Raw genomic sequence first — 23,438 nt, forward strand, 5'->3', positions numbered from 1 at the left:
ACCCCAAATGCCGATAGCAGACGTCACACCAGCTTCTTGAGGAACTGCCCGGTGTAGGAGCGCTTCACCTTCGCCACAGCCTCAGGAGTGCCGGTGGCGATAATCTCCCCGCCGCGGTCCCCCCCTTCCGGCCCGAGGTCGATGATCCAGTCGGCAGTCTTGATGACGTCGAGGTTGTGCTCGATGATGACGATGGTGTTCCCCGCCTCCACGAGCTTGTGCAGCACCTCGAGGAGCTTGTGAATGTCGGCGAAGTGAAGCCCCGTGGTCGGCTCGTCGAGGATGTATATGGTCCGCCCGGTCGCCCGCTTGGAGAGCTCCTTCGCGAGCTTCACCCTCTGCGCCTCACCCCCGGAGAGGGTGGTTGCCGACTGGCCGAGCTTTATGTAGCCGAGCCCTACTTCCTCCAGCGTCTTCAGTTTGCTCTTGATCCTGGGGATGTGCTCCAAAAACGACAGGGCCTGCGACACCGTCATATCGAGCAGTTCGGCGATGGAGCGCCCCTTGTAGCGCACCTCCAGCGTCTCCCTGTTGTAGCGGGCTCCCTTGCACACTTCGCACTGCACGTAGACGTCGGGGAGGAAGTGCATCTCGATCTTGATGATGCCGTCACCGGAGCACGCCTCGCAACGCCCCCCCTTTACGTTGAAGGAGTACCGCCCCGGCTTGTAGCCGCGCACCTTCGACTCCGGGAGCTGCGCGAAGATCTCCCGGATTTCGGTAAAGAGACCGGTGTAGGTCGCGGGGTTGGAACGGGGGGTGCGGCCGATGGGGGACTGGTCGATGTTGATGACCTTGTCCAGCGCCTCCAGCCCGTGGATCGCCCGGACCGCTCCCGGCTTCTCCCGGCTCTTGTTCAGCTTCTGGCTCAGCATCTTGTACAGGGTGTCGAGAGTAAGGGTCGACTTCCCCGAGCCGGAGACTCCGGTGATGCAGGTCATGATGCCGAGCGGCACCTCGACGGAAACGTTTTTCAGGTTGTTCTCCGTGGCGCCGACGATCTTCAGGAACTTCTCCGCCTTCCGGCGCACCTTCGGCACCTCGATCACCAGGTCCCCGGAGAGGTAGCGCCCGGTCAGGGAGGCAGGGTCCTTCATTATCTCTGCGGGGGTCCCCTCCGAGACGACCTCCCCTCCATGCACGCCGGCGCCCGGACCCATGTCGATAACCCAGTCCGCCTCGAGGATCGTCTCCTCGTCGTGCTCAACCACGAGGACGGTGTTGCCGATGTCGCGCAGGTGCCTGAGCGTCTGCAAAAGGCGGGTGTTGTCGCGCTGATGCAGGCCGATGGAGGGCTCGTCCAGGATGTAGAGGACGCCAACGAGAGAGGAGCCGATCTGGGTGGCGAGACGGATGCGCTGCCCCTCCCCTCCGGAGAGGGTGCCGGAGGAGCGATCGAGCGACAGGTAGTCGAGTCCGACGTTCACCAGGAAGTTGAGGCGCTCCCTGATTTCCTTCAGGATCCTGCGGCCGATCTCCTCTTCTTTCTCTGAGAGCCCCAGTGAGGTGAAGTAGGTGAGCGCGTCCTTTATGGAGAGGGCCGTCACCTGCTGGATGTTTCGCCCGCCGACCCGCACGAAGAGCGCCTCTTTCTTCAGGCGCGCCCCCTGGCAGGTGGGGCAGGGCATGACGTTCATGTACTTTTCCAACTCCTCGCGCACCTGCTCCGACTCGCTCTCGCGGTAGCGCCGCTCCAGGTTGTTCAGCACCCCCTCGAACGCCTTGTGGTAGGTGTGTCTCTTGCCGCGGTCGTCCTCCCACCAGAACTCGATCATGGTGCCGCCTGAGCCGTTCAGGATGACGTCCTTCGCCTTTTGCGGCAGGTCCTTGAACGGGGTGCGCACGTCGAAGCGGTAGGCGCTGGCCAGCGACTCGAGCGTCTGGTGATACCACCCCGAAAGCCGCTTCTCCCACGGCGCGATGGCTCCGTCTCTGATGGAGAGATCGGGATCGGGGACCACCAGCTCCGCATCGAGGTACATTCTCGTTCCGAGGCCGGTGCAGTCGGGGCAGGCGCCGTAGGGGTTGTTGAAGGAGAACATGCGCGGCGTCATTTCGGGATAGGAGATGCCGCACTCGATGCAGGCGGAAGACTCGGAGAAGAGAAGGGTCTCGGGACCCTTCCCGGCCGCCTCGTCGGCGGAGATCACCACCTTGACGATCCCTTCCGCGTGCGAGAGCGCCGTCTCCAGCGATCCCGCGAGCCGCGTCTCCAGACCCGGCTTCACCACGAGGCGGTCGACCACGATGTCGATGTCGTGCTTCTTCTTTTTATCGAGGGTGATCTCCTCTTCCAGCTCGTGGGTGGTGCCGTCGATGATGACGCGCACGAAGCCGTCCTTGCGAAACTGCGCGAGTTCCTTCCGGTACTCCCCCTTGCGCCCGCGCACGACGGGGGAAAGGAGGGTGATCTTCGTCCCCTGCGGCATTCCCATGATCTGGTCCACCATCTGGGAGACCGACTGCGAGGAGATCTCCTTCCCGCAGTTGTAGCAGTGCGCCTTCCCCAGCCGGGCGAAGAGGAGGCGCAGGTAGTCGTAGATCTCCGTGACCGTTCCCACGGTTGAACGGGGGTTCTTGCTGGTCGTCTTCTGCTCGATGGAGATCGCCGGCGACAGTCCCTCGATCGACTCCACGTCCGGCTTTTCCATCTGCTCCAGGAACTGCCGGGCATAGGCCGAGAGCGACTCCACGTAGCGCCTCTGCCCTTCCGCATAGATGGTGTCGAAAGCGAGGGTCGATTTACCGGAACCGGAAATGCCGGTAATGACTACGAGTTTGTCACGCGGGATCTCCACGTCGATGCACTTCAGGTTGTGCTCGCAGGCACCCTTCACGATAATCTTGTCTGTTGCCATGTCACTCCCAAACGCACTTCATCAGGCAGATGATAAAAGCTTCTCCTCCCGGGGGGTCGTCGGACGCGTCCCGGGATTTCCTGCCAGGAAAGTTCCAATCATTTCCAGTATTTTATCGCTACCGGGAGCACCCGGCGAACTTTTCATTAATATAGCACAGGAGCCCGGCGTTTTGCACGGCTCCTCGCGCCCCTCACCCCTTCAGTTTTCCCTGCCCCGGCCGATACGCTTTGAATCCGGCCCATCGACCTCATTAGCTTCCAAGAAAGGATGCATATCATGTTGCACCGCAAGACCGTCATGATCACCCTCTTCCTTCTCCTCACAACCGCAGCAAGCCGCGCAGCCGAAGAGGCACCGGTGACGGTAAAGGACACCGAGGGGGTGCAGCTCCAGGCGCTGAAGGAAACCGAGACGAAGCTTGCCGCCCTGGCGAACCTTCCCGCTGCCGATGCAGCCGTTCCGAAAGCGGCCAGAAAGCCGCATTCCCGGAAGAAGCCGCACAAAAAGCCGCGCGGTCACGCTGCGGCGACGCCGCCACATGGCGAGACGAAGGTGGCAGGGAAGCACCTCACCATCGGCGAGGTCAACGCCATCCTCGCAGGGAGCAGGGACTTCTCCGGCGCCGACCTGAGCGGCCTCGACCTGGCCGGGCTCGACCTGAGCGGCGCCAACTTCTCCCGCGCCGATCTGGAGCGGGCCAACCTGGAAAAGGCGGATCTTAGTGAAACGGACCTGCAGCTCGCGGATCTCACCCACGCAAACCTCACCCGAGCGACCCTGCGGCTGGCCCGACTGAACGGCACCAGGCTCTGGGGTGCACGCTGCGACGGCGCTCTCTGGACCGACCGGACGGTCTGCCGCAGCGGATCTTTGGGGAGATGCCGGGAGAACTAGAGGTTTTCGATATCGCCCCTTCGGCCTGCCGGAGGCAAATCCCCCCTGTCCCCCTTCGCAAAGGGGGGAACGTAATGGGTTGCCGCTTCTTTAAGGGCACCAAAACTTGCGCCTCCGAATCCCCGAGGAAATCTTCCAGCCATAAAAAAAGCCCCGGATCGCTCCGGGGCTTTTTTCCATTTCTGGGGGTTGGTACTAGATCTTCATGACGTTCGCGGCCTGCAGCCCTTTGGGGCCTTTCTGGACGTCGAAAGTCACCTGATCTCCTTCTGCGAGGGATTTGAACCCTTCTCCCGAGATTGCGGAGAAGTGCACGAATACGTCCTCGCCATTATCCTGCTCGATGAAACCAAAACCTTTGCTGTCGTTGAACCACTTTACAACACCTTTTGCCATTACTTCTTTCTCCTAGCTTACTGCTTCTACCTTTTCAAATTCGGCCGGGCCATCCCCAACACTACAATTTAATAGTATGAAGATGGCCAGACCGAGTCAAGGCTTTATTTTTCGTCGTAGTTCATCTCCGCCATCCGGCGGTAGAGGTCGTAACGACGGGAGTTTATGACGGTCGCGCGATCCATGAGGGCCTTCGCCGCCTCCGGATTGTTCTTCTTGAGGACGCGGTAGCGGTTCTCGCCGTAGGCGTACTCTTCGAGGGACATGGTCGGTTCCTTGCTGTCCAGCTGCAGCGGGTTCTTCCCCTGCTCCGCCAGCGCGGGGTTGTAGCGGATCAGCGGCCAGTGACCGCAGGCGACCGCCTTCTTCTGCTCATCGATGCCGCTGGTCATGTTGATGCCGTGGGCGATGCAGTGGGCGTAGCAGAGGATGAGGGAGGGGCCGTCGTACGCCTCCGCCTCGATGAACGCCTTCACCACCTGCTGCGGGTTGGAGAGGGCGACCTTCGCCACATAGACGTTGCCGTAGGCCATGGCGATCATCGCCAGGTCCTTCTTCGCCTGCGGCTTGCCGCCGGCGGCAAACTGCGCGACCGCCCCCATCGGGGTGGACTTCGATGCCTGGCCGCCGGTGTTGGAGTACACCTCGGTGTCGAGGACCAGGAGGTTCACGTTCTGCCCGGAGGCGATGACGTGGTCGAGGCCGCCGTAGCCGATGTCGTATGCCCAGCCGTCGCCGCCGACGATCCACACCGACTTCTTCACCAGGTAGTCGGCGATGGAATGGAGGCGCTTCGCCAGGTCGGAGTCGCACCCGCCGAGGATCTCCTTGAGCTTCGCCACCCGGCCGCGCTGCTCCTCGATCCCCTCCTGGGTCGTCTGGTCAGCCGCCTTGATCGCCTGCAAAAGGGCGGTGAGCTCGTCGTTCTTCTTCTCGCAGGCGCAGGCGGAGATCTGGTCCACCAGCTCCAGTGCTGCCTGGGTGAACTTGTCGACCGCGAGGCGCATGCCGAAGCCGAACTCGGCGTTATCCTCGAAGAGGGAGTTGGACCATGCCGGTCCGCGCCCGTCGGCACGCTGCGCCCACGGAGTCGTCGGAAGGTTGCCGCCGTAGATGGAGGTGCAGCCGGTGGCGTTGGCGATGAGCGCGCGGTCGCCGAAGAGCTGCGACATGAGCTTCAGGTACGGTGTCTCGCCGCAGCCGGCGCAGGCGCCGGAGTACTCGAAGAGCGGCCTGATGAGCTGGCTCCCCTTCAGGGTGTCGCGCTTGTAGAGGGCCGGGTCGGTCTCCGGGATGCTCAGGAAGAAGTTGTAGCGCTCAGCCTCGGCAGCGCGCAGCGGCGGCTGGAACTGCATGTTGATCGCCTTGTGGTTCGGGTCTTCCTTCGACTTCGCCGGGCAGTTGTAGACGCAGGCGCCGCAACCGGTGCAGTCCTCGGGGGCGACCTGAACGGAGCACTTCATCCCCTTGAACTCGGCGCCGCGCGCGTCGGCGGAGAGGAACCCTTCCGGGGCCCCCTGAAGATCGGCCTCGCCGTACATCTTCATCCTGATGGTGGCGTGCGGGCAGACGAAGGAGCAGATGCCGCACTGGATGCACAGTGCCGGATCCCAGATCGGGATCTCGAGGGCGATGTTTCGCTTCTCGTACTGGGAGGTTGCGGTCGGGTAGGTACCGTCCGACGGCATCGCAGATACCGGGAGGTCGTCACCTTTCCCCGCGATGAGGGTCGCGGTGACCTGCTGCACGAATTCCGGAGCGTGAGCGCCGACTGCGGGGGGCCTTTTGGTGATCGCGGTGACGGACGGGGAGACCGGCATCTCGAAGATGTTCTCGAGCGCGGCATCGACCGCCTTGTTGTTCATCTCCACGACCTTCTCCCCTGCCTTGCCGTAGCTCTTCTTGATCGCCGTGCGGATGGAGTCCACAGCGGTCTCCAGCGGGATGATGTTGGAGATCTTGAAGAAGGCGGTCTGCATGATGACGTTGATGCGCGCCCCGAGGCCGAGCTCCTCGGCGAGCTTCGTGGCGTCGATGACGAAAACACGCAGCTTCTTCTCCACGATCGACTGCTGCACCTCCACCGGCATCCTGTCCCACACCTCGTCCTTGCTGAAGGGGGAGCACAGGAGGAAGGTCGCCCCTTCCTTCGCCTTGGAGAGCATGTCGTACTTCTCCAGGAAGGAGAAGTTGTGGCAGGCGATGAAGTCGGCCTGGTCGATGAGATACGGGGAGCGGATCACCTGCTTCCCGAAGCGCAGGTGGCTTGTGGTGACGGAGCCCGCCTTCTTCGAGTCGTACACGAAGTACGCCTGGACGTTGTAGTCTGTCGTCTCGCCGATGATCTTGATGGAGTTCTTGTTGGCGCCGACGGTGCCGTCCGAGCCGAGCCCGAAGAACATGGCGGAGTAGGTCTGTCCCGCCGGATTAAGGAAAGAGTGGTCGTAGGGAAGGGAGGTGCCGCAGACGTCCTCGGTGATCCCCACCACGAAGTGGTTCCTGGGGTGCGCCGCGGAGAGGTTGTCGAACACCGCCTTCACCATCCCCGGGGTGAACTCCTTCGAGCCGAGGCCGTAGCGCCCGCCGACGACGGTCGGGTAGGCGGAGAAGGAGGCTTTGCCGGCGGACATCATCTCGCCGAGCGCGGTGCGCACGTCGAGGTAGAGCGGCTCGCCGAGGGCCCCCGGCTCCTTCGTGCGGTCAAGTACCGCAATCGACTTCACCGTCGCCGGGAGGGCGGCCACGAAAGCCTCTGCCGGGAAGGGGCGGAACAGGCGGACCTTCAGCATGCCGACCTTTTCGCCGCGGGCCGCGAGCGTTTCGATCGTCTCCTCCACCGTCTCGGCGCCGGAGCCCATGATGACGACCACGCGCTCCGCGTCGGGCGCGCCGACGTACTGCACGAGGGAGTACTGGCGACCGGTGAGCTTCGCGAAGCGGTCCATCTCCTCCTGGACGATCCCGGGGGTGGCGACGTAGTACGGGTTCACCGTCTCGCGCCCCTGGAAGTACACGTCCGGGTTCTGCGCCGTGCCGCGCAGCACCGGGTGGTCCGGGGAGAGGGCCCGAGCCCTGTGGGCGCGGACCAGGTCCTCGTCGATCATGGCGCGCATGTCGTCAAAGGAGAGCTCCTCGACCTTCTGCACTTCGTGGGAGGTGCGGAAGCCGTCGAAGAAGTGCAGGAAGGGGACGCGGGACTTCAGCGTCGCGGCCTGGGAGATCAGGGCGAAGTCCATGACCTCCTGCACGTTGTTGGAGCAGAGCATCGCCCACCCGGTGGAGCGCACGCTCATGACATCGGAGTGGTCGCCGAAGATGGAGAGGGCCTGCGCCGCGATGGCGCGTGCGGAGACATGGAAGACGGTCGGGGTGAGCTCGCCGGCGATCTTGAACATGTTGGGGATCATCAGGAGGAGCCCCTGGCTCGCCGTGAAGGTGGTGGTCAGGGCACCGGCCTGCAGGGCGCCGTGTACGGTGCCGGCCGCGCCAGCCTCGGACTGCAGCTCGGACACCAGGGGTACCGTCCCCCAGATGTTCTTCTCCCCCCTGGCGCTCTTCACGTCGGAAATCTCGCCCATCACCGAGGAGGGGGTGATGGGGTAGATCGCGATCACCTCATTGGTGGCGTGTGCCACATGAGCCGCAGCGGTGTTACCGTCGATAGTTACCATTCTTCGGGCCATTTTGGTTCTCTCCTGTTTTAACCTGATTATGTATATCAACCCCTGGAGGCAGTGTCGCACGCAATGCCGGACCTGATGCCGCCTGTTCAGGCAGCGCAGATGGTACCGCGAGCGTCGAAAAATGGAGCTGTCCCCGGGCTTTTCCGGGGGACTTCAGAAGCAAGGTCAAAGCGGGATTTGCCAGAGAGGGGTGCGGAAGGCGGGAAGGGGGTGGGATCTAAAATGTCCTACAGATAACAAACGCCCAGAGCTTCAAAGCTCCGAGCGCCCCTCCACAGCCCGCTGCACGGTGGCGGTGTCAACGTATTCCAGATCGCTGCCGATCGGTATGCCGTGAGCCAGCCGGGTCACCCTGATGCAAAGCGGCTTTATCAATTTCGTCAAGTAAAGAGCAGTTGCCTCTCCCTCTACGGTGAAGTTGGTGGCGATCAAAACCTCGCGCACCCGCTCGTCCCGCAGTCTTTCCATGAGCTCCGCTATGCGCAGGCTCGCCGGCGTGATGCCGTTCAGGGGGGAGAGGGCCCCTTGCAATACATGGTACCGCCCGCGGAAGGCGCGGCTGCGTTCCATGGCGAGGAGATCCTGCGGTTCCTCCACCACACAAAGCGTCGACTCCTCCCGCTCCCCTGTGCAGATCTGGCAGGGGTCCTCTTCGGTGATGGCGAAACAGACGGAGCAGAACCGCACCTTCGCCGCCACCTCGTTCAGGCTCTCCGCGAGAGCCTCTATATTCCCCGGGGACTTCAGGAGATGAAACGCCAGTCTAAGGGCGCTCTTCTCGCCGACCCCCGGAAGTTTCTTCAGCTCTCCCAGCAGTCTGGTGAGCGAGTTTGAGAAATGTAGCATATTCCTCTTGCCGATAAAACAATTTTTTACTATTTATCTTTACCAAAATTTTTTTCGTGAGACGAGCCGGAAGGCCCTCCTCACGAAGGACAGGAAAGCCCGCCAGCCCTCCCGCTCGCACTCGTGCGACAGGGGGGCCGGCTGGCGCTGCCCGTCCTAGAAGAGACCGGGGATGTTCATCCCGCCGGTGATCTTGCTCATCTCCTCCGCCATGGCGGCGTGCACCTTCTTCAGTGCCTCGTTCACCGCGGTCATGACGAGATCCTGAAGCATTTCCACGTCTTCCGGGTCAACCGCTTCCTTCTTTATGGTGAGGGAGAGGACCTGATTCTTGCCGTTTACCACCACAGTCACGGCGCCCCCGCCGGTGGTCACCTCGGCGGTACGCTGCGCAGCCTCCTCCTGCAGTTTGCCCATCTTCTGCTGCATCATCTGCGCTTGCTTCATGATCTGCGCCAAACCTTTAGACATCTTCTCCTCCGCTTATGGTGTTTATCCTGGCCTTTGCCAGCCTAACGTCGTTATACTTTTTCCGCCGCAAGTTCCTGCACGTCGGCGATCTCGCCGTCGAAGAGGTGTACCGCCTGGGCGACCAGGGGGTGCTCTTCGGCCTCTTTCCTCAGTGTCTCCCTGCGGCGGGCATCTTCAAGGCTTTTTTTTTCCGCGAGCGTGGCGGGGGTATCGCTACCGGCGGCGGTGAGGGGGACGACGCGCACGTTCGTGTCGACACCGAAATACCCCTTCGCCATCGCCTTCAGGTCGGCGATCTTTTCCGGGTCCTGCAGGCTCTTCAGGTGGTAGGAGCCGACCGGCCCCCCGATCTCCAGGAGCTCGCGGGTCACCGTGATAGGGTGCACCTCCTCGAGGAAGGTGGCAAGGAAAGGTTTCTTCCCCTTCACGTAGCGCACCAGTCCCGCCCAGAGCTCGTCCCGGTCGGCACCCGCGGGGGCGAGGGGCGCGGCGGCAACCGGCGCCTCACGGGGGGGAGCCGGGGCAGCACTCGCCGGAGCCGGCGGAGGCGCAAAAGCCGGTGCCTTCGCGGGAGCGGCCTCGCGCACAGGGGGCGCAGGCGCGGCCGGCGCCGCAGCGGGACGGGGTGCACCTTGCGGTGCAGGGCGCGGGGCGGCTGCCACGGAAACCCCGCCCTCCAGCGCCTTCAGCCTGCGCAGGAGCTCGTCCACCGGGATGGCGGGGGCGAGCGAGGTCATCTTTAAAAGCGCCATCTCCAGGATCAGGCGTGGAAAACTTCCCTGCGCCATCTCCCCTTCGGCCTTCAGCAGTATCTGCAGGCGGCGCTGCACCTCCTGCCCGGTCGTGCCGCGCGCCAGCGCTCCCATCTCTTCCACTTCCGCCTCGGAAAGATCGAGAAGGTCCGCCCCGTCCGGCACCGCGTTCAGCACCGCGACCGCCCGCAAGCGCTCGATGAGTTCCTGGCAGAAGTGGCGCATGCTGTAGCCGAAGGAGTCTACCCGGGCCACCAGCTGCAGCACCCCCCGGGAGTCCCCGGAAAAGACGGCGCGGCAGGCGTCGGAGAGGAGAGTGCGGTCGACGACCCCGAGGAGCGCCGCGGCGTCCGCATCGGAAACGGTCGCACCGCAGAAGGCGAGGACCTGGTCGAGGGTGGAGAGCGCGTCGCGCATGCTCCCGTCACCCTTGCGGGCCACGAGGTTCAGCGCCTCGTCACTGATCGCCACCCCTTCCTGGTCCACGATGAAGCGCAGGCGTGCCGCGATGCGCGGGAGCGCGATCCTCTTGAAGTCGAAGCGCTGGCAGCGGGAGAGGATGGTGATCGGGACCTTGTGCGGCTCGGTGGTGGCGAAGATGAACTTTACGTGGGGGGGAGGCTCTTCGAGCGTCTTCAGAAGCGCGTTGAACGCGCTCGTGGAGAGCATGTGGACTTCGTCGATGATGAATATCTTGTAGCGGGAGCGCGAGGGGAGGTACTTGATGTTTTCGCGCAGCTCGCGCACATCGTCGACACTGGTATTGGAGGCGCCGTCGATCTCGAAGACGTCGACCGAGGTTCCCTGGGTGATCTCCTGGCAGGCCGGGCACTCGTTGCACGGCTCCGTCGTCGTCCCCGTCTCGCAGTTCAGCGCCTTCGCGAGGATGCGGGCGGAACTCGTCTTCCCCACCCCGCGCGCGCCGGTAAAGAGAAAGGCATGCGCCACGCGGCCGCCGTCGATGGCGTTTTTCAGCGTCTGGCTGACGTGCTCCTGCCCTACCAGATCAGTAAAGGTCTGGGGACGCCACTTTCTGGCTAAAACGAGATAGGACAAGGGAGCTTACCTCTTGGCAGCAATCCGGAAGGGGGGGAATCTGGAGAACGGCGGGTTGCGGAGAGAGCTGATAGCTGGGCTACCCCGCGGCACACGGTGGCGGTTACTGCCGCTGCTTCCTTCCGGACCTGACGGGGTTCATAACCTTCCGTTGCGCGGGACCCAGCTATCAGGTCTATCCGCAAGGAAATTATGGCGGAGAGAGAGGGATTCGAACCCTCGGTACGCTATTAACGTACACACGCTTTCCAGGCGTGCTCCTTCAACCACTCGGACATCTCTCCACGAGAAGTAGGTTTATAATATGTGCCGCGGATTTTGTAAAGCGTTTTTTGCGGGAGGCGTCACCCGCCGCGCGGGAGCCCCCGCAGGGGGAGCTACGCCTCGAGGTCGGAGGCAGTTGGAGAGGGTGCGGTATCATCCTTCCCGCTCTGCGTCGCACGCGGCAGAAGGCCGTTGCGCTCCATGAGCGCCTGCAACAGGGAAGGATGCTCCTTGTGCTTCATGATCTGCTTGACGATGATTTCGCGCACGGAAAGAAGTTCCTGCTTCAGCGCCTCGGCATGGCGCACCAGGCGGCGCGCCCGGGCATCGCTGCGCACGTACGGGGCGAGGAGATGCACGGCCTCTCCTATCTTCTGGCTCACCAGAACCCTCTCCCGGTAGTCTTCCAGCATCCCCCCCCTCAGGCGCTCCTCCAGCGCGTCGAACTCCGCTGTGAAGTAATTGAGGACGTCCGCATGGACCGTGTCGTTTTCTCTCATCAAATTCACCATCACCTTTTTGCAATTCTTGCAGACAGAGTTGGCACTTCCCTGCCACAAAATTTCTATTCGGCACCACCTTCGTTTTCTTTATCCCTTATTTCCGATTTGAGCACATTAATTTAAGGAGAAAGAAGCCGCCTTCCAATACCTTCCGTGTCCCCTCCCCCGCATCGGCGACGGAAAGGGTGCGAAGCTGCGCCAGAACCGCCTCTGGCTAAAGTGCAGCAATTTTGCTATGCTGCTCCAGATACATCCCACTCCCACGGAAACCCGAAGAGTACATGACCACTACCCCCGATTACCTTCAGGAAATCTCCGCCCTCCTCACACCGGAAAACGCGACGGCAAGCGTCGCCGGTCTGAAAGGCTCGGCCCCCGCCTACCTTCTCTCCCGCCTCCTGGCGGCTGCCTCCGCACCGCTGCTGATCGTGACGCCGGACCAGGACAGCGCCGACGAGATGGTGCGGGAATTGCGCTTTTTCTCCGCGACGCCGGAGGAGATTGTCCCCTTCCCCGCCTGGGACATAGCGCCGATGGAGGCCGCCCCGGTGCACGCCGACGTGATCGGGGAGCGGCTGAACGCGCTCTTCCGGCTCCTGGACGGGCGCGCCCGCGCGGTGGTGGTTCCGGCCCAGGCCGCGCTCCAGCGGGTCATGCCGCGCGCCACCCTCGGCGAGGTCTCGCAGTACCTGGTGACCGGCGAGGAGCTCGAGCGGGAGACCCTCCTGCACAAGCTGGTGCAGCTCGGCTACAGCCAGACGCCGGTGGTGGAGGACCGCAGCACCTTCTCCGTGCGCGGCGGGATCCTGGACGTCTTCCCCCCCGACCTGGAAAAACCGGTGCGCATCGAGTTCTTCGGCGACCAGGTGGAGACGATGCGCGCCTTCGATCCGCTGACCCAGCGCTCGCTGGAGCCGGTGGAGGAGCTCGTGCTCCTTCCGGGGCGCGAATTCATCCTCTCCGAGGAGGTGCTGAAGCGCTTCGCCCCCCTCCTGAAGAGGCGCTGCGACGAGATGGGGATCGGCGCCGACCGGCGCCGGGAACTCCTGGACCAGCTGCAGCACGGCATGTACCCCCCCGGCGTCGACTTCCTGCAGCCCCTCTTCCACCCCGGGCTGGAGACGATCCTCGACTACGGCGGGGGGGGGGCGATCCGCGTCCTCGTCGACCCGGCGGCATTCGAGGACGCCGCAGCGAAATTCTCCGAGCAGGTAAGCCAGGGGGTGGCGCGCGCCTCCCTGCGCGACGCCGTCTTTTGCGAGCCGCAGCAGCTCTACCTTTCCCCCGGGGAGTTCCAGAGGCTCCTGGAGAAGGGGAAACTCCTTCTCCTCCCCCAGCTGGAGATCGGAACAGAGGAGAGCACGCTGAGGGTCGTCACGGAGGGGAACGCCGACCTGAAGCTGGAGATCGCCCCGGAAGGGGAACGAGCCCTTTCCGGCCTCACCGATCGCCTCTCCGCTTTCCTGGCGGCGGACTACCGCGTTCTCATCCCCTGCCACCAGCCGGGGCAGGCGCGCAGGCTCTTCGAGCTCCTGAGCCGCTACCAGCTACCGCTGGACGTCCTGGAAGGGGGATTCAACGAGGCCCTGCAGCGCCCCGGTGCCGGGGTGGAGATTCTCATCGGCGACATCGCCCGCGGCTTCAGGTTCCCCCGCGAGCGGCTGGCGATCATCGCGGAAGAGGAGATCTTCGGCAAGCGCGTGAAGAGGCGCGCCCTCTCCGAGACGCGCAAGAAGCAGCTCCTCTCCTCCCTCGCCGAGCTGAAGCCCGGCGACCACATCGTCCACGTGGACTTCGGCGTCGCCCTCTACCGCGGGCTGAAGCACCTGAGCCTCTCCGGCATGGAGGGGGACTTCCTTCTCCTCGAGTACGCGGGGGAGGACAAGCTCTACCTCCCGGTCGACCGCATAAACCTCGTGCAGCGCTACGTTGGGGTGGAGGGGAGCGAGCCGCGCCTGGACCGCCTCGGCGGACCGGGATGGGAAAAGGCGAAGGCGAAGGCGAAGGCCGAGGTACAGGAGATGGCCTCCGAGCTCCTGAAGATCCACGCCGCCCGGGAGATCCAGCAGGGGTACCAGTTCTCCCCCCGCGACGAGATGTACCGCGAGTTCGAGGCGACCTTCCCTTTCGAGGAGACGCCGGACCAGGCAAACGCCATCGAGGACGTCATCACCGACATGGAGAGCATCCGCCCCATGGACCGGCTGGTGTGCGGCGACGTCGGCTACGGGAAGACGGAGGTCGCCCTGCGCGCCGCCTTTAAGGCGGTCATGGACGGGAAGCAGGTCGCCGTTCTCGTCCCCACCACCGTCCTCGCCCAGCAGCACAGCGAGAGCTTCGCGGGACGCTTCAAGGACTACCCGGTGAGGGTGGAGATGCTGTCGCGCTTTCGCACCGCAAAGGAGCAGAAGGAGATCCTCGAGGGGGTGAAGGCGGGAAGGGTCGACGTCATCATCGGCACCCACCGCCTCCTGCAGAAGGACGTGGAGTTCAAGGACCTCGGGCTCATAGTGGTGGACGAGGAGCAGCGCTTCGGGGTGGCCCACAAGGAGAGGCTGAAGAAGTACCGCGCCGTCGTGGACATCCTCACCCTCACCGCCACACCCATCCCGCGCACCCTGTACATGTCCCTCATGGGGATTCGCGACCTCTCCATCATCGACACCCCCCCTGTCGACCGCCTCGCCATAAAGACCTTCGTGTCGCGCAGCTCCGACGAACTGATCCGGGAAGCGGTGATGCGGGAGCTGAAGCGCGGCGGGCAGGTCTTCTTCGTGCACAACAGGGTGCAGACGATCGATGCCATGGCGGCGGAGCTCCAGCGCATCGTGCCGGAGGCGAAGATAGGGGTCGGGCACGGCCAGATGGCGGAAAAGGAGCTGGAGCGGGTCATGCTCTCCTTCATGCACGGCGAGAGCAACCTTCTTTTGTGCACCACCATCATCGAGAGCGGGCTGGACATCCCCTCCGCAAACACCCTCATCGTGAACCGCGCCGACACCTTCGGCCTCTCCCAGCTCTACCAGCTGCGCGGCCGGGTCGGGCGCTCCAAGCAGCGCGCCTACGCCTACTTCCTCATACCGGGTGAGGGGGCGATCTCCCCCGACGCGCGGGAGCGGCTGAAGATCATCCAGGACATCACCGAGCTCGGCGCCGGGTTCCGCATCGCCACCCACGACCTGGAGATCCGCGGCGCCGGCGACCTCCTCGGCGCGCGCCAGTCCGGCGACATACTCGCCGTCGGCTACGAGCTGTACGTGGAGCTCCTGGACGAGGCGGTGCGCACCCTGAAGGGGGAGGAACTCCCGGAGCGGGTCGAGCCGGAGATAAAGCTGCGGGTCCCCGCCTTTATCCCGGAGGATTACGTCCCCGACCCGAACCAGCGCCTCATCCTCTACAAGAAGCTCGCGCAGCCCGCGGACGAGGCGCAGATCGACGACATCAGCGGCGAGCTGGTCGACCGCTTCGGCGCCCTCCCCCAGGCGGTGGTCTACCTCCTGGAGGTCATGCGCATCAGGACGCTCCTCAAGTCCCTGCTCGTGAAGGAGATCGAGGCCGCCGGAGGGGAACTGGTCCTCTCCTTCCACGAGAGGACTCCGGTATCACCCGATGCCATCACCGCGCTCTTGAAGAAGGAGAAGGGGCGATACCGCTTCACGCCACAGTTCAAACTGCACGCGAAACTCGGCGACAGCTCGTTCGACGGGGTACTGGCAGAGGCCAGAAATCTCTTGAAAACGCTGTACTGATATGCTAGCGTGCGCCCGGATTGGAAGTTACTAAAAAGACTGGAAAAGGAGCTATCGTGCGCGCTAAGAGAACCGTGGCATGCCTGGCACTGGCCCTTGTGGTGGCCGCCGGTGCAGGGTGCAAGAAAGAGGAAGGCGGGGCAAAGAAGGAAGAGGCCAAGGGGACGGTAGTGCTTGCCGAGGTGAACGGCACCAAGATCACCGACGCGGATTTCCGCCATGAGACGGAGAACCTCCCCCCCTACCTGAAGCCGATGACGGAAACCCCGGAGGGGAAGAAGGAGATGCTCGATACCATGGTGGTGCGCGAGCTCATCATGCAGCAGGCCAATAAGGACGGCATCGACAAGTCCCCGGAGGTCGCGCAGAAGCTGGAAGAGCTCAAGAAGCGCCTCGTGGTTGAGGCGTACCTGAAGAAGAAGGTGGAGCAGTCGGCGACCCCCACGGACGCCGAGATGAAGGCCTTTTACGAGAAGAACAAGGACAAGTTCAACAGCGGCGAGCAGATCAAGGCGAGCCACATTCTCGTGAAGAGCGAGGACGAGGCGAAGCAGATCGAAAAGGAGCTGAAAGGGGGAGCGAGCTTCGAGGATCTGGCGAAGAAGCACTCCATGGATGCCGCGGCACAGAAGGGGGGCGATCTCGGCTGGTTCGGCAGGGGGTCCATGCTGCCGGAGTTCGAGAATGCCGCCTTCAGCCTGAAGGAAGGGCAGATCTCCCCGATCGTGAAGACGAAGTTCGGCTACCACATCATAAAGCTCACCGGGAAGCGCCCGGCGGGGCAGCGCTCTTACGAAGAGGTGAAGGACCAGATCAAGCAGGCGCTGATCCCCGAGAAGCAGCAGGAAGTCTTCAAGAAGCTGAAGGAAGACCTGAAGAAGGACGCGAAGATAACGGTGAACCAGGACGCGCTGAAGGGGACCGCCCCGAAGGGCGCCGAAGAAGCAAAGCCGGCGCAGAGTGCGCCCGCGAAGCCCTAGGAAGCAACAAAGAGGGGAATGCGGCGGCCGGGCTCATGTCCGGCCGCTTTGTTTCTCGTGACAGCGGTTATAGAGAGAACTTATGGGAAAGATCATTACCTGCATCGCGCTGCTCCTGATTTGCGCGATCCCCGCATTTGCGGCACCGAAGGTCATCGACAGCATTGCCGCCATCGTCAACGACGAGGTCATCACCGCACATGAGGTGGACCGCGAGTACGCCCAGATACTGAAGGAAAAGAACCCCGGCAGCGACCTCATCGGCCTGCGCGGCGTGGCGCTGAACCGCCTGGTGGACAAAAAGCTCATCGACCAGAAGATCCGTGAGGCGGGGATCAAGGTGTCGGACGAAGAACTGAAGCAGTCGATCGAGGACGTAAAGAAGCAGAACAACCTCTCCCAGGAGGCGCTCGTCGCCGCACTCGCCTCGCAGGGGATGAGCTACGAGGAGTACCGCAATCAGCTGCGTGAGCAGCTGGAGAGGGTGCGCCTGATGAGCCAGGAGGTCCGGGCAAAGATCCAGGTCGGCGAGAAGGAGATGCGCACCTACTACGACGAGAACCCCGAGCGCTTCGGCGGCGAGGAGGTCTTCCGCGCCCGCCACATATTCTTCCGGCTCGACCCGAAGGCGAGCGAGGCGGAGAAGGGGAAGGTGGAGGCGCTGGCAGCCCAGGCTCTGAAGGAAGCAAAGGAAGGAAAGGACTTCAAGGAGCTGGTGAAGAGCTACAGTGATCCGGTCGCCGCAAAGGACGGCGGAGATCTCGGCACCTTCAGAAAGAGCGACATGATCCCCGAGATCGGCAACACCGTTTCGCACATGAAGGCAGGGGACGTCAGCCCGATCGTGCAGGGGCCTGCGGGACTGCACATCATCAAGCTGGAGGAGCGGACCGTAGCGAAGGCGAAGCCGTTTGACGAGGTGAAGGGGGAGATCGAGGACATCCTCTACAAGAAGAAATCGGACGAGCGCTTCGCCCAGTGGGTGAAGGACCTGCGCAACAACGCCGCCATAGAGATCAGGTAGCGCAGACGCTGAAGCAAAAAGTAACGAAAAAGGGAGATCCTCCGCGGGATCTCCCTTTTTTGCGCTATGCTGGCGGAATTGCCGGAACCTGCCCTGGTTAAAGGTTATCCGGGAATAGCGGGGAACCAGCGTCAGGAAGATCCCACCTCCCTTGACGGGAGGGGGACAGGGGGTGGGTGAAGCTGCTATGTGGCTGAAATGGTGGCACCTTCCCCCCCACCCTGTCCCTCCCCCGCAAGGGGGGAGGGGAGGTCCGACCCACTCTCCCCGGAATTCCCGGATGAGACTGGTTAAGGCACACCCGCCGGAGTACGTCCCTCCCCTTTCAAGGGGGAGGACAGGAGGGGGATGGGGTTCGATGCGGGCACCAATGTCTACCCATCCCCACCCTGTCCCTCCCCTTGAAAGGGAGGGGACGTGTGAGCTCCTGCTCCTCTATCCCAACCTCATCGCATTTACATCCCTTCCGCGGCGAGCTGCTCCAGAAGCTTGATCTGGTCGGCGGTCAGCGTCTCCGGCTCCGGAACGCGCACGCCGATCTTCACAAAAAGGTCGCCGCGCGCCTGCTTTCCGGCGTGGTGGAAGCCGAGACCTTTCAGCCGGATCTTCGTCCCCGGCTGGATCCCAGTCGGCAGCTTGATCCTCTTCGTCCCCTCCATCGTCGGTACTTCGAGGCTCCCCCCCAAGACCGCCTCGCTGAAGCGGACGTCGCGGTTCACGATGATGTCGGCGCCCTCACGCTGGAACTGCGGATCGTTCCCCACCTGCACGTTGAGGTAGAGGTCTCCGGCCGGTCCACCGTGGTGGCCGTTCCCCCCCTTCCCGGCGACCCGCAGGCGCGCGCCGCTCTCGATCCCCGCAGGGATCCGCACCGAGATCTCCTCCCTTTGACCTCCGCGCAGAAAGGCGACGCGCTTCTCGCACCCGTCGTACGCTTCGCGGAAGGTGACCTGTACCTCCATGGAGAGGTCCTCCCCGCGGGCCACACGCATCCCCCCTCCCCGACCGCGACGCACCGCGTCGCCGAAGATGCGGGAAAAGATGTCGTCGGTGCCGAAACCCTGGTCACGGAAGAGGTCCCCCACATCGAACCCCCTGAAAATGTCCTCCTGCGAGAAACGCTGATGGAATCCGGTGGTGCCGAAGCGGTCGTACTGCTCCTTCTTTTTCGGATCGGAGAGGACCGCGTATGCCTCGTTGATCTCCTTGAAGCGCTCCTCGGCCTCCTTGTTCCCCTGGTTCTTGTCCGGATGGTACTTCACCGCCAGCTTCCGGTATGCCTTCTTCAGCTCGTCGATCGAGGCGCCCTTCTTGACTCCGAGCACCTCGTAATAATCTCTTTGCGCCATGTGTAAGACCCTTTCATTCTTGTCGGAATTCCCCAAGGAATGTAGTCTGTGACAAATCGAATGTCAACCACTGCGAACTTGACAAGCCAGAGCGTGCGGGCTTATATATCACCACCCATTGATGAGGCACCACACATTGACAAGGAGCGAAGTCAGATGACCCACTATGACACCATTATCCTCGGCGGCGGCATCAGCGGGCTCAGCCTGGCAAGCTACAGCGCGGGGGCGGGGCGCAGCACCCTGGTTCTCGAGCGGGCACAGCGCCCGGGCGGGTGCTTCCACTCACACCGCTTCGAGGGGAGCGCCCAGGGGTTCTGGCTCGAACTCGGAGCACATACCTGCTACAACTCCTACACAGGCCTCATCGGCATCATGGAAAAGCACGGGCTGATGCCGGAGATCCTGCCGCGCGAGAAGGTCTCCTTTAAAATGCTGGTCGATTCACGCATCGCCTCCATAACCTCGCAGCTCTCCTTCCCGGAGCTCCTGACTTCCGCATGGCGACTCTTCACGCTGAAGAAGGATGGAGAAAGCGTCTCCTCCTATTACGGGAGCATAGTGGGAAAGAAGAACTACCAGAAAGTTTTCGGCCCCGCCTTCAACGCAGTCATCTCCCAGAGAGCGGACGACTTCCCCGCCAACATGCTCTTCAACAAGCGTCCCAGAAGAAAGGACGTCATAAAGAGCTATACCATGAAGGGGGGGTTGCAGACGATTACCGATACGCTGGCGACAGCACCGGGGGTCACCCTCCTTACCGGTGCAGAAGTTGCGTCCCTGAAGAAGGTCGGGGCCGGGTACCAGGTGGAGCTTTCCGACGGCAGGAGCTTTGAGACTGCGGCCCTTGTCCTGGCCACCCCTCCGGCAGAAGGGAGCGTTCTGCTGCGCCATATTGCACCTGAGGTGGCCGGCATCCTGTCACGGATCAACGTGGAGACGATAGAGACCGTCGGGGTGGCTGTCGAAAAGGAACGCCTGAAGCTGGAGCCGGTTGCCGGCATCATCGCCGCAAATGACATCTTCTACTCGGCAGTCTCCAGAGACACCGTGTCGCACGAAGGGTACCGCGGCTTCAGTTTCCACTTCAAGGCGGGAAAGGCGACAAGCGATGAGAAGTTGAAAAGGATCGCGCAGGTGCTGGGAGTAGGGGTGGGGGACCTGCAGCAGGTTGTGCAGAGGGAGAGCCGGCTACCCTCCCCCGTCGTCGGGAACGCCTCCCTGACCGCCGAGATAGACCGGCTCATCGCCGGGAGCGGGCTGTACGTCACGGGGAACTACTTCGCCGGGATGGCGATCGAGGATTGCATAGTGCGCTCCAAAGCAGAGTTCGCCAGGATGAGCGGCGCACGGTAGAGGCTAAGCGGGGGGACCGGAAAACGGTCCCCTTTTTTCTTTCAACGGTGCCGGGGAAGCAGGTTAGCTGTGTCGCTCAAAGGAGCAAGCGACCCTACGTTCCCCCCCTTTGCGAAGGTTCATCGGAATTCCGGGAATTCAGCCCGGTCGCTTCCGTTGACATGAGGGGACACTAGTGGCGCCGCTCTGGAGCACAGGCTTCCCAGCCTGTACCGCGGCGCCAGCCGCGCGGTCTGTGGCGGCTGCGCCGCCATCGCAGGCAAGATGCCTACGCTCCAGCGTGGGGGCACCCGGATTCTTTGTAGCGCGTTCCCCAGAATTCCCGGAAGACCCTTTGCGAAGGGGGGACAGGGGGATTTGCCTTGAAAATCAGTGGGTTACTGGCGCAACAACACCCACGCTCCGCACCCGATGCAGAAGTAAATAGCGACCCCTGCAGGTCTTGAGAGCGCGATCTTCACATCCTGATCGGACGGAATGGCACTGTAAGAAAAAACGTACACCGTGGCGTACTGAAGCAGCGTGTGCGGCAGGTCAGCCGGAAACCAGGTGACCCATCCGATGAAGAGGTAATAGGCAACCATCACAAGCCCCAGCGGGGCGAGCGCACTCGGGAGCGCGGAGAGAATTCCCGGATTCCGGATGGTGACGGAACCGAGGATCCAGCGAGCGGGACCGTCGCGCCGCGGCAGGATGCTGAATCCAGCCGGCTTGGCACCGGTGACGAAGGCCACAAGGAGATGAGCGGTCTCGTGCAGGACCGTTCCCGGCAGCGCCCAGCATATCTGCCAGAAAGCGCCGGCCCTGCCGACGCGACCTTGCAAGGTAGCCAGCACGATGACCAGCAGGACCCCGGCAAAATGGTGCCATCGGCCGTCCAGCGGCGATGAGAGTTGTAAAAGTAGCGAGTCCATATCCCCCCGAAAGTGGTGCAGAGGATACTTCATTTACCCGCAACAGACAATGAGAAGCAGAAGAAGGAGGAACGGATGGCAGAGTCACTCGAAGGGAAGCAAGCGCCGGCGTTTCAGCTGGAAGGGAGCGATGGCAAGGTCCACGGGCTTGAGGAATATGCCGGGAAGAAGGTAGTTATCTTTTTCTATCCGAAGGACAATACCTCCGGCTGCACCAGCGAGAATATCGGATTCCGCGATCTATACCCACAGTTCCAGGAACTGGGAGTGGAGGTTCTCGGGGTGAGCCGGGATTCCATGAAGTCCCACGCGAAGTTCATCGCGGACCACAATCTCCCGTTCACGCTCCTCTCCGACCCGGAGACGAAGGTGATGGCTACCTATGGAGCCTTCGGTGAAAAGGTGCAGTACGGGAAGGCGGCGATGGGGACGATTCGATCTACCGTAGTCATCGCCCCTGATGGAACCGTACTGAAGCACTGGACGAAGGTCCCGAAGGCGGCAGATCATCCTGCAAAGGTGCTGGAGTTTCTGAAAGGCAGCAAGTAATGTAGGCCGGGATAAGCCGTCCGGCGTTCCCGGCAGTCCACCACAGAGGCAGCGCGCAGTAGCGAATGCCGGAAACGCTACCGCTTATTCCGGCCTACAATGTACCGGGTGGGGATGGGGTGCTTCCCCTCTGCCGGGCATACTGCGCGGGGGGCGCACCCATCTCCTGCCGGAACATTTCGATGAACGCGCTGAGGCTCTGGTACCCGAGATCAAATGCCACCTGAGTCACCGTCGCGCCACTGCCGAGGCGGTCGACCGCCTCCTGCAGGAGCAGCCTCCTGCGCCACCCCGCGAAGGTGAGACCAGTGTCCCGCAGGAAAAGCCGCGCCAGGGTTCGGGGGCTCGCCCCCGCCACCTTTGCCCACCCCTGGAGATCCCGGCGATCCCCCGGTTCCTTCAGAAGTGCGTCGATCACCCTCGCCAGGCGCTCGTCCCGCGCCATCGGCAGCGAGAGTTTCGTCTCTTCCGCCCGCCGAAGTTCGTCCACCAATACCTGCATAAGCCGCCAAGCTGCCGTCTCGGGCCGATACTCCTCCCCCACCTCGACGGCCCGGAGAATGAGCTCCCGCAGGAGGGGGGAGACCTTCAGCACGGCGCACGCAGGGGGCAGCACCGGTGTCACGGAGGGATCGATGAAAAGGTTACGTAGTGCCACCTCCCCGGGGAAGTAGACTTCATGGTCCACCTCGGGCGGGACCCATACCCCCTGTGACGGCGGGACAACCCAGATCGCCTCGCGTGAGACGACGCGCATGACGCCGCTGCTGGCATATATGAATTGCCCCCGCGGGTGCGCGTGGGGCGCCGCGCATCCTGCCCTGTTGACCTCCATGGCGAACGGGATCACCGGGAGTGACGCATCTATACGGTAGCCGATCTCGATCGGCGTCAATTTTGGCAGCTTTTCGACATTCATTGGCTTCTTATAGCAAGGCAGCCACGACGGAGCAAGGTATATTCGGAGCATCAAAGGAGGGTGCCATGAAGATGCAGACTGAAGAACACCGCGCGACGATAGTGGAGCAATTCTCACGGCAGGCGGTTCCTTTCGCGCAGGTACCGGGTCATCTCGACTCCATCGGGCTCCTCATGGAGTTGGCGGAGGTTGGCGGATCGGATACGGTCCTCGATGTGGCGTGTGGCCCCGGGATCGTGGCGTGCGCCTTTGCGAAAGTCGCGGCGCACGTCACCGGTATCGACATCACACCGGCCATGATCGAGGAGGCAGAGAAGCGGCAGCGACAGGAAAGATTGAACAACATGTCGTGGGAAGTCGGCGAGGCGGTCCCTCTCCCCTTCCCCGACAATTCATTCTCCCTCGTAGTGACGAGGTACAGTTTTCACCACCTGCTTCATCCGGAACGGGCGCTGGCGGAGATGATCAGGGTATGCAGGCCGGGTGGACGGGTGCTGGTGGCCGATGTCTCTCTTGAGGCGCGCCACTCTGCACCGTACGACCGGCTGGAGGTCATGCGCGACCCGTCGCACACCCATGCCCTCACCCACGAGGAGTTTGACGCGCTCTTCCGGAGGTCGACGCTCAGGGACTGCCGCCGCAGCGCGTACGGGGTCGATATTGCGCTGGAGACGCAGCTCGCGGCCTCCTTCCCGAATCCGGGTGACAAGGAGAAGCTGCGCGAGATGGTGACGCAGGACATCGGAGTCGACTCCTTCGGCATCAACGCCCGCTACCGCGACGGCGCCGTCTGGTACACCTGTCCCATCAGTGTCTACGTCGGACGAAAAGTACCGATCGGGTAAAGTAATAGACGCCGGAATTAGGGGCAT

17 protein-coding genes, 1 tRNA gene and 1 other RNA gene are annotated in these 23,438 nt (G+C 62.8%); 7 read left to right on the forward strand and 12 right to left on the reverse strand.

Annotation, left to right across the window (positions count from 1 at the left end; all coding sequences use genetic code 11):
* Positions 1 to 23: 23 nt before the first annotated feature.
* Positions 24 to 2,858: an excinuclease ABC subunit UvrA gene (gene uvrA / locus LPW11_RS07320; protein WP_230997471.1), complete on the reverse strand. Its 2,835-nt coding sequence runs from the start codon at positions 2,856 to 2,858 to the stop codon at positions 24 to 26.
* Positions 2,859 to 3,137: 279 nt separating this feature from the next.
* On the opposite strand from uvrA, the gene LPW11_RS07325 reads away from it, so the two are divergent.
* On the forward strand, positions 3,138 to 3,755 hold the full coding sequence (locus tag LPW11_RS07325; RefSeq protein ID WP_230997472.1) for a pentapeptide repeat-containing protein: 618 nt from the start codon (positions 3,138 to 3,140) through the stop codon (positions 3,753 to 3,755).
* A gap of 195 nt (positions 3,756 to 3,950) precedes the next feature.
* Here the strand turns inward: LPW11_RS07325 and LPW11_RS07330 are convergent, their stop codons facing one another.
* The 8 genes from LPW11_RS07330 to LPW11_RS07365 all read right to left on the reverse strand — a co-directional run bounded on the left by LPW11_RS07330 (position 3,951) and on the right by LPW11_RS07365 (position 11,723).
* Positions 3,951 to 4,151: a cold-shock protein gene (locus LPW11_RS07330; protein ID WP_230997473.1), complete on the reverse strand. Its 201-nt coding sequence runs from the start codon at positions 4,149 to 4,151 to the stop codon at positions 3,951 to 3,953.
* 104 nt (positions 4,152 to 4,255) lie between these two features.
* Positions 4,256 to 7,834 carry a pyruvate:ferredoxin (flavodoxin) oxidoreductase gene (gene nifJ, locus LPW11_RS07335; protein ID WP_230997474.1) on the reverse strand — a complete coding sequence of 1,193 codons (3,579 nt, stop codon included), beginning with the start codon at positions 7,832 to 7,834 and terminating at the stop codon, positions 4,256 to 4,258.
* Positions 7,835 to 8,086: 252 nt separating this feature from the next.
* Positions 8,087 to 8,680 (reverse strand): recombination mediator RecR, encoded by a 594-nt coding sequence (gene recR / locus LPW11_RS07340; RefSeq protein WP_230997475.1) that lies wholly within the window; start codon positions 8,678 to 8,680, stop codon positions 8,087 to 8,089.
* 156 nt (positions 8,681 to 8,836) lie between these two features.
* Positions 8,837 to 9,151 carry a YbaB/EbfC family nucleoid-associated protein gene (locus LPW11_RS07345; protein WP_230997476.1) on the reverse strand — a complete coding sequence of 105 codons (315 nt, stop codon included), beginning with the start codon at positions 9,149 to 9,151 and terminating at the stop codon, positions 8,837 to 8,839.
* Positions 9,152 to 9,201: 50 nt separating this feature from the next.
* Positions 9,202 to 10,959 carry a DNA polymerase III subunit gamma/tau gene (gene dnaX / locus LPW11_RS07350; protein ID WP_230997477.1) on the reverse strand — a complete coding sequence of 586 codons (1,758 nt, stop codon included), beginning with the start codon at positions 10,957 to 10,959 and terminating at the stop codon, positions 9,202 to 9,204.
* Positions 10,960 to 11,028: 69 nt separating this feature from the next.
* Positions 11,029 to 11,127, reverse strand: an RNA gene (gene ffs / locus LPW11_RS07355) — signal recognition particle sRNA small type.
* Between the two features lie 25 nt (positions 11,128 to 11,152).
* Positions 11,153 to 11,243, reverse strand: a tRNA-Ser gene (locus LPW11_RS07360).
* Positions 11,244 to 11,336: 93 nt separating this feature from the next.
* Entirely contained in the window at positions 11,337 to 11,723 is a 387-nt protein-coding gene (locus LPW11_RS07365; RefSeq protein WP_230997478.1) for a hypothetical protein, read from the reverse strand.
* Positions 11,724 to 12,007: 284 nt separating this feature from the next.
* Between LPW11_RS07365 and mfd the strand changes: the two genes are divergently transcribed.
* The 3 genes from mfd to LPW11_RS07380 all read left to right on the forward strand — a co-directional run bounded on the left by mfd (position 12,008) and on the right by LPW11_RS07380 (position 17,479).
* Positions 12,008 to 15,475, forward strand: coding sequence for a transcription-repair coupling factor (gene mfd / locus LPW11_RS07370; RefSeq protein WP_230997479.1), 3,468 nt, complete (start codon positions 12,008 to 12,010; stop codon positions 15,473 to 15,475).
* Positions 15,476 to 15,531: 56 nt separating this feature from the next.
* Positions 15,532 to 16,455, forward strand: coding sequence for a peptidylprolyl isomerase (locus LPW11_RS07375; protein WP_230997480.1), 924 nt, complete (start codon positions 15,532 to 15,534; stop codon positions 16,453 to 16,455).
* An 82-nt stretch (positions 16,456 to 16,537) separates the two neighbouring features.
* On the forward strand, positions 16,538 to 17,479 hold the full coding sequence (locus tag LPW11_RS07380; RefSeq protein WP_230997481.1) for a peptidylprolyl isomerase: 942 nt from the start codon (positions 16,538 to 16,540) through the stop codon (positions 17,477 to 17,479).
* Between the two features lie 455 nt (positions 17,480 to 17,934).
* On the opposite strand, the gene LPW11_RS07385 is transcribed toward LPW11_RS07380, so the two are convergent.
* A complete protein-coding gene (locus tag LPW11_RS07385; RefSeq protein ID WP_230997482.1) occupies positions 17,935 to 18,828 on the reverse strand; it encodes a DnaJ C-terminal domain-containing protein in 894 nt (297 codons plus the stop codon).
* A 156-nt stretch (positions 18,829 to 18,984) separates the two neighbouring features.
* On the opposite strand from LPW11_RS07385, the gene LPW11_RS07390 reads away from it, so the two are divergent.
* The gene (locus LPW11_RS07390) at positions 18,985 to 20,184 is read left to right on the forward strand and encodes a protoporphyrinogen/coproporphyrinogen oxidase (RefSeq protein ID WP_230997483.1); all 1,200 of its coding nucleotides are present in this window, start codon (positions 18,985 to 18,987) and stop codon (positions 20,182 to 20,184) included.
* A 377-nt stretch (positions 20,185 to 20,561) separates the two neighbouring features.
* On the opposite strand, the gene LPW11_RS07395 is transcribed toward LPW11_RS07390, so the two are convergent.
* A complete protein-coding gene (locus LPW11_RS07395; RefSeq protein ID WP_230997484.1) occupies positions 20,562 to 21,098 on the reverse strand; it encodes a hypothetical protein in 537 nt (178 codons plus the stop codon).
* Between the two features lie 75 nt (positions 21,099 to 21,173).
* Between LPW11_RS07395 and LPW11_RS07400 the strand changes: the two genes are divergently transcribed.
* Positions 21,174 to 21,647 carry a peroxiredoxin gene (locus LPW11_RS07400; RefSeq protein WP_230997485.1) on the forward strand — a complete coding sequence of 158 codons (474 nt, stop codon included), beginning with the start codon at positions 21,174 to 21,176 and terminating at the stop codon, positions 21,645 to 21,647.
* 94 nt (positions 21,648 to 21,741) lie between these two features.
* Here the strand turns inward: LPW11_RS07400 and LPW11_RS07405 are convergent, their stop codons facing one another.
* The gene (locus LPW11_RS07405) at positions 21,742 to 22,566 is read right to left on the reverse strand and encodes an AraC family transcriptional regulator (protein ID WP_230997486.1); all 825 of its coding nucleotides are present in this window, start codon (positions 22,564 to 22,566) and stop codon (positions 21,742 to 21,744) included.
* Positions 22,567 to 22,631: 65 nt separating this feature from the next.
* Here LPW11_RS07405 and LPW11_RS07410 point away from each other — a divergent pair, with 65 nt between their 5' ends.
* Positions 22,632 to 23,411, forward strand: coding sequence for a class I SAM-dependent methyltransferase (locus LPW11_RS07410; RefSeq protein WP_230997487.1), 780 nt, complete (start codon positions 22,632 to 22,634; stop codon positions 23,409 to 23,411).
* Positions 23,412 to 23,438: the final 27 nt, after the last annotated feature.

This window comes from Geomonas sp. RF6, from assembly GCF_021044625.1.
In the GTDB taxonomy this organism is placed as follows: Bacteria; Desulfobacterota; Desulfuromonadia; order Geobacterales; family Geobacteraceae; genus RF6.

Bases quoted from the DNA above. Each gene is read 5' to 3' on its own strand.
- uvrA (WP_230997471.1), bottom strand. From the start codon at position 2,858: ATGGCAACAGACAAGATTATCGTGAAGGGTGCCTGCGAGCACAACCTG.
- LPW11_RS07325 (WP_230997472.1), top strand. From the start codon at position 3,138: ATGTTGCACCGCAAGACCGTCATGATCACCCTCTTCCTTCTCCTCACA.
- LPW11_RS07330 (WP_230997473.1), bottom strand. From the start codon at position 4,151: ATGGCAAAAGGTGTTGTAAAGTGGTTCAACGACAGCAAAGGTTTTGGT.
- nifJ (WP_230997474.1), bottom strand. From the start codon at position 7,834: ATGGCCCGAAGAATGGTAACTATCGACGGTAACACCGCTGCGGCTCAT.
- recR (WP_230997475.1), bottom strand. From the start codon at position 8,680: ATGCTACATTTCTCAAACTCGCTCACCAGACTGCTGGGAGAGCTGAAG.
- LPW11_RS07345 (WP_230997476.1), bottom strand. From the start codon at position 9,151: ATGTCTAAAGGTTTGGCGCAGATCATGAAGCAAGCGCAGATGATGCAG.
- LPW11_RS07365 (WP_230997478.1), bottom strand. From the start codon at position 11,723: ATGAGAGAAAACGACACGGTCCATGCGGACGTCCTCAATTACTTCACA.
- mfd (WP_230997479.1), top strand. From the start codon at position 12,008: ATGACCACTACCCCCGATTACCTTCAGGAAATCTCCGCCCTCCTCACA.
- LPW11_RS07380 (WP_230997481.1), top strand. From the start codon at position 16,538: ATGGGAAAGATCATTACCTGCATCGCGCTGCTCCTGATTTGCGCGATC.
- LPW11_RS07385 (WP_230997482.1), bottom strand. From the start codon at position 18,828: ATGGCGCAAAGAGATTATTACGAGGTGCTCGGAGTCAAGAAGGGCGCC.
- LPW11_RS07390 (WP_230997483.1), top strand. From the start codon at position 18,985: ATGACCCACTATGACACCATTATCCTCGGCGGCGGCATCAGCGGGCTC.
- LPW11_RS07395 (WP_230997484.1), bottom strand. From the start codon at position 21,098: ATGGACTCGCTACTTTTACAACTCTCATCGCCGCTGGACGGCCGATGG.
- LPW11_RS07400 (WP_230997485.1), top strand. From the start codon at position 21,174: ATGGCAGAGTCACTCGAAGGGAAGCAAGCGCCGGCGTTTCAGCTGGAA.
- LPW11_RS07405 (WP_230997486.1), bottom strand. From the start codon at position 22,566: ATGAATGTCGAAAAGCTGCCAAAATTGACGCCGATCGAGATCGGCTAC.
- LPW11_RS07410 (WP_230997487.1), top strand. From the start codon at position 22,632: ATGAAGATGCAGACTGAAGAACACCGCGCGACGATAGTGGAGCAATTC.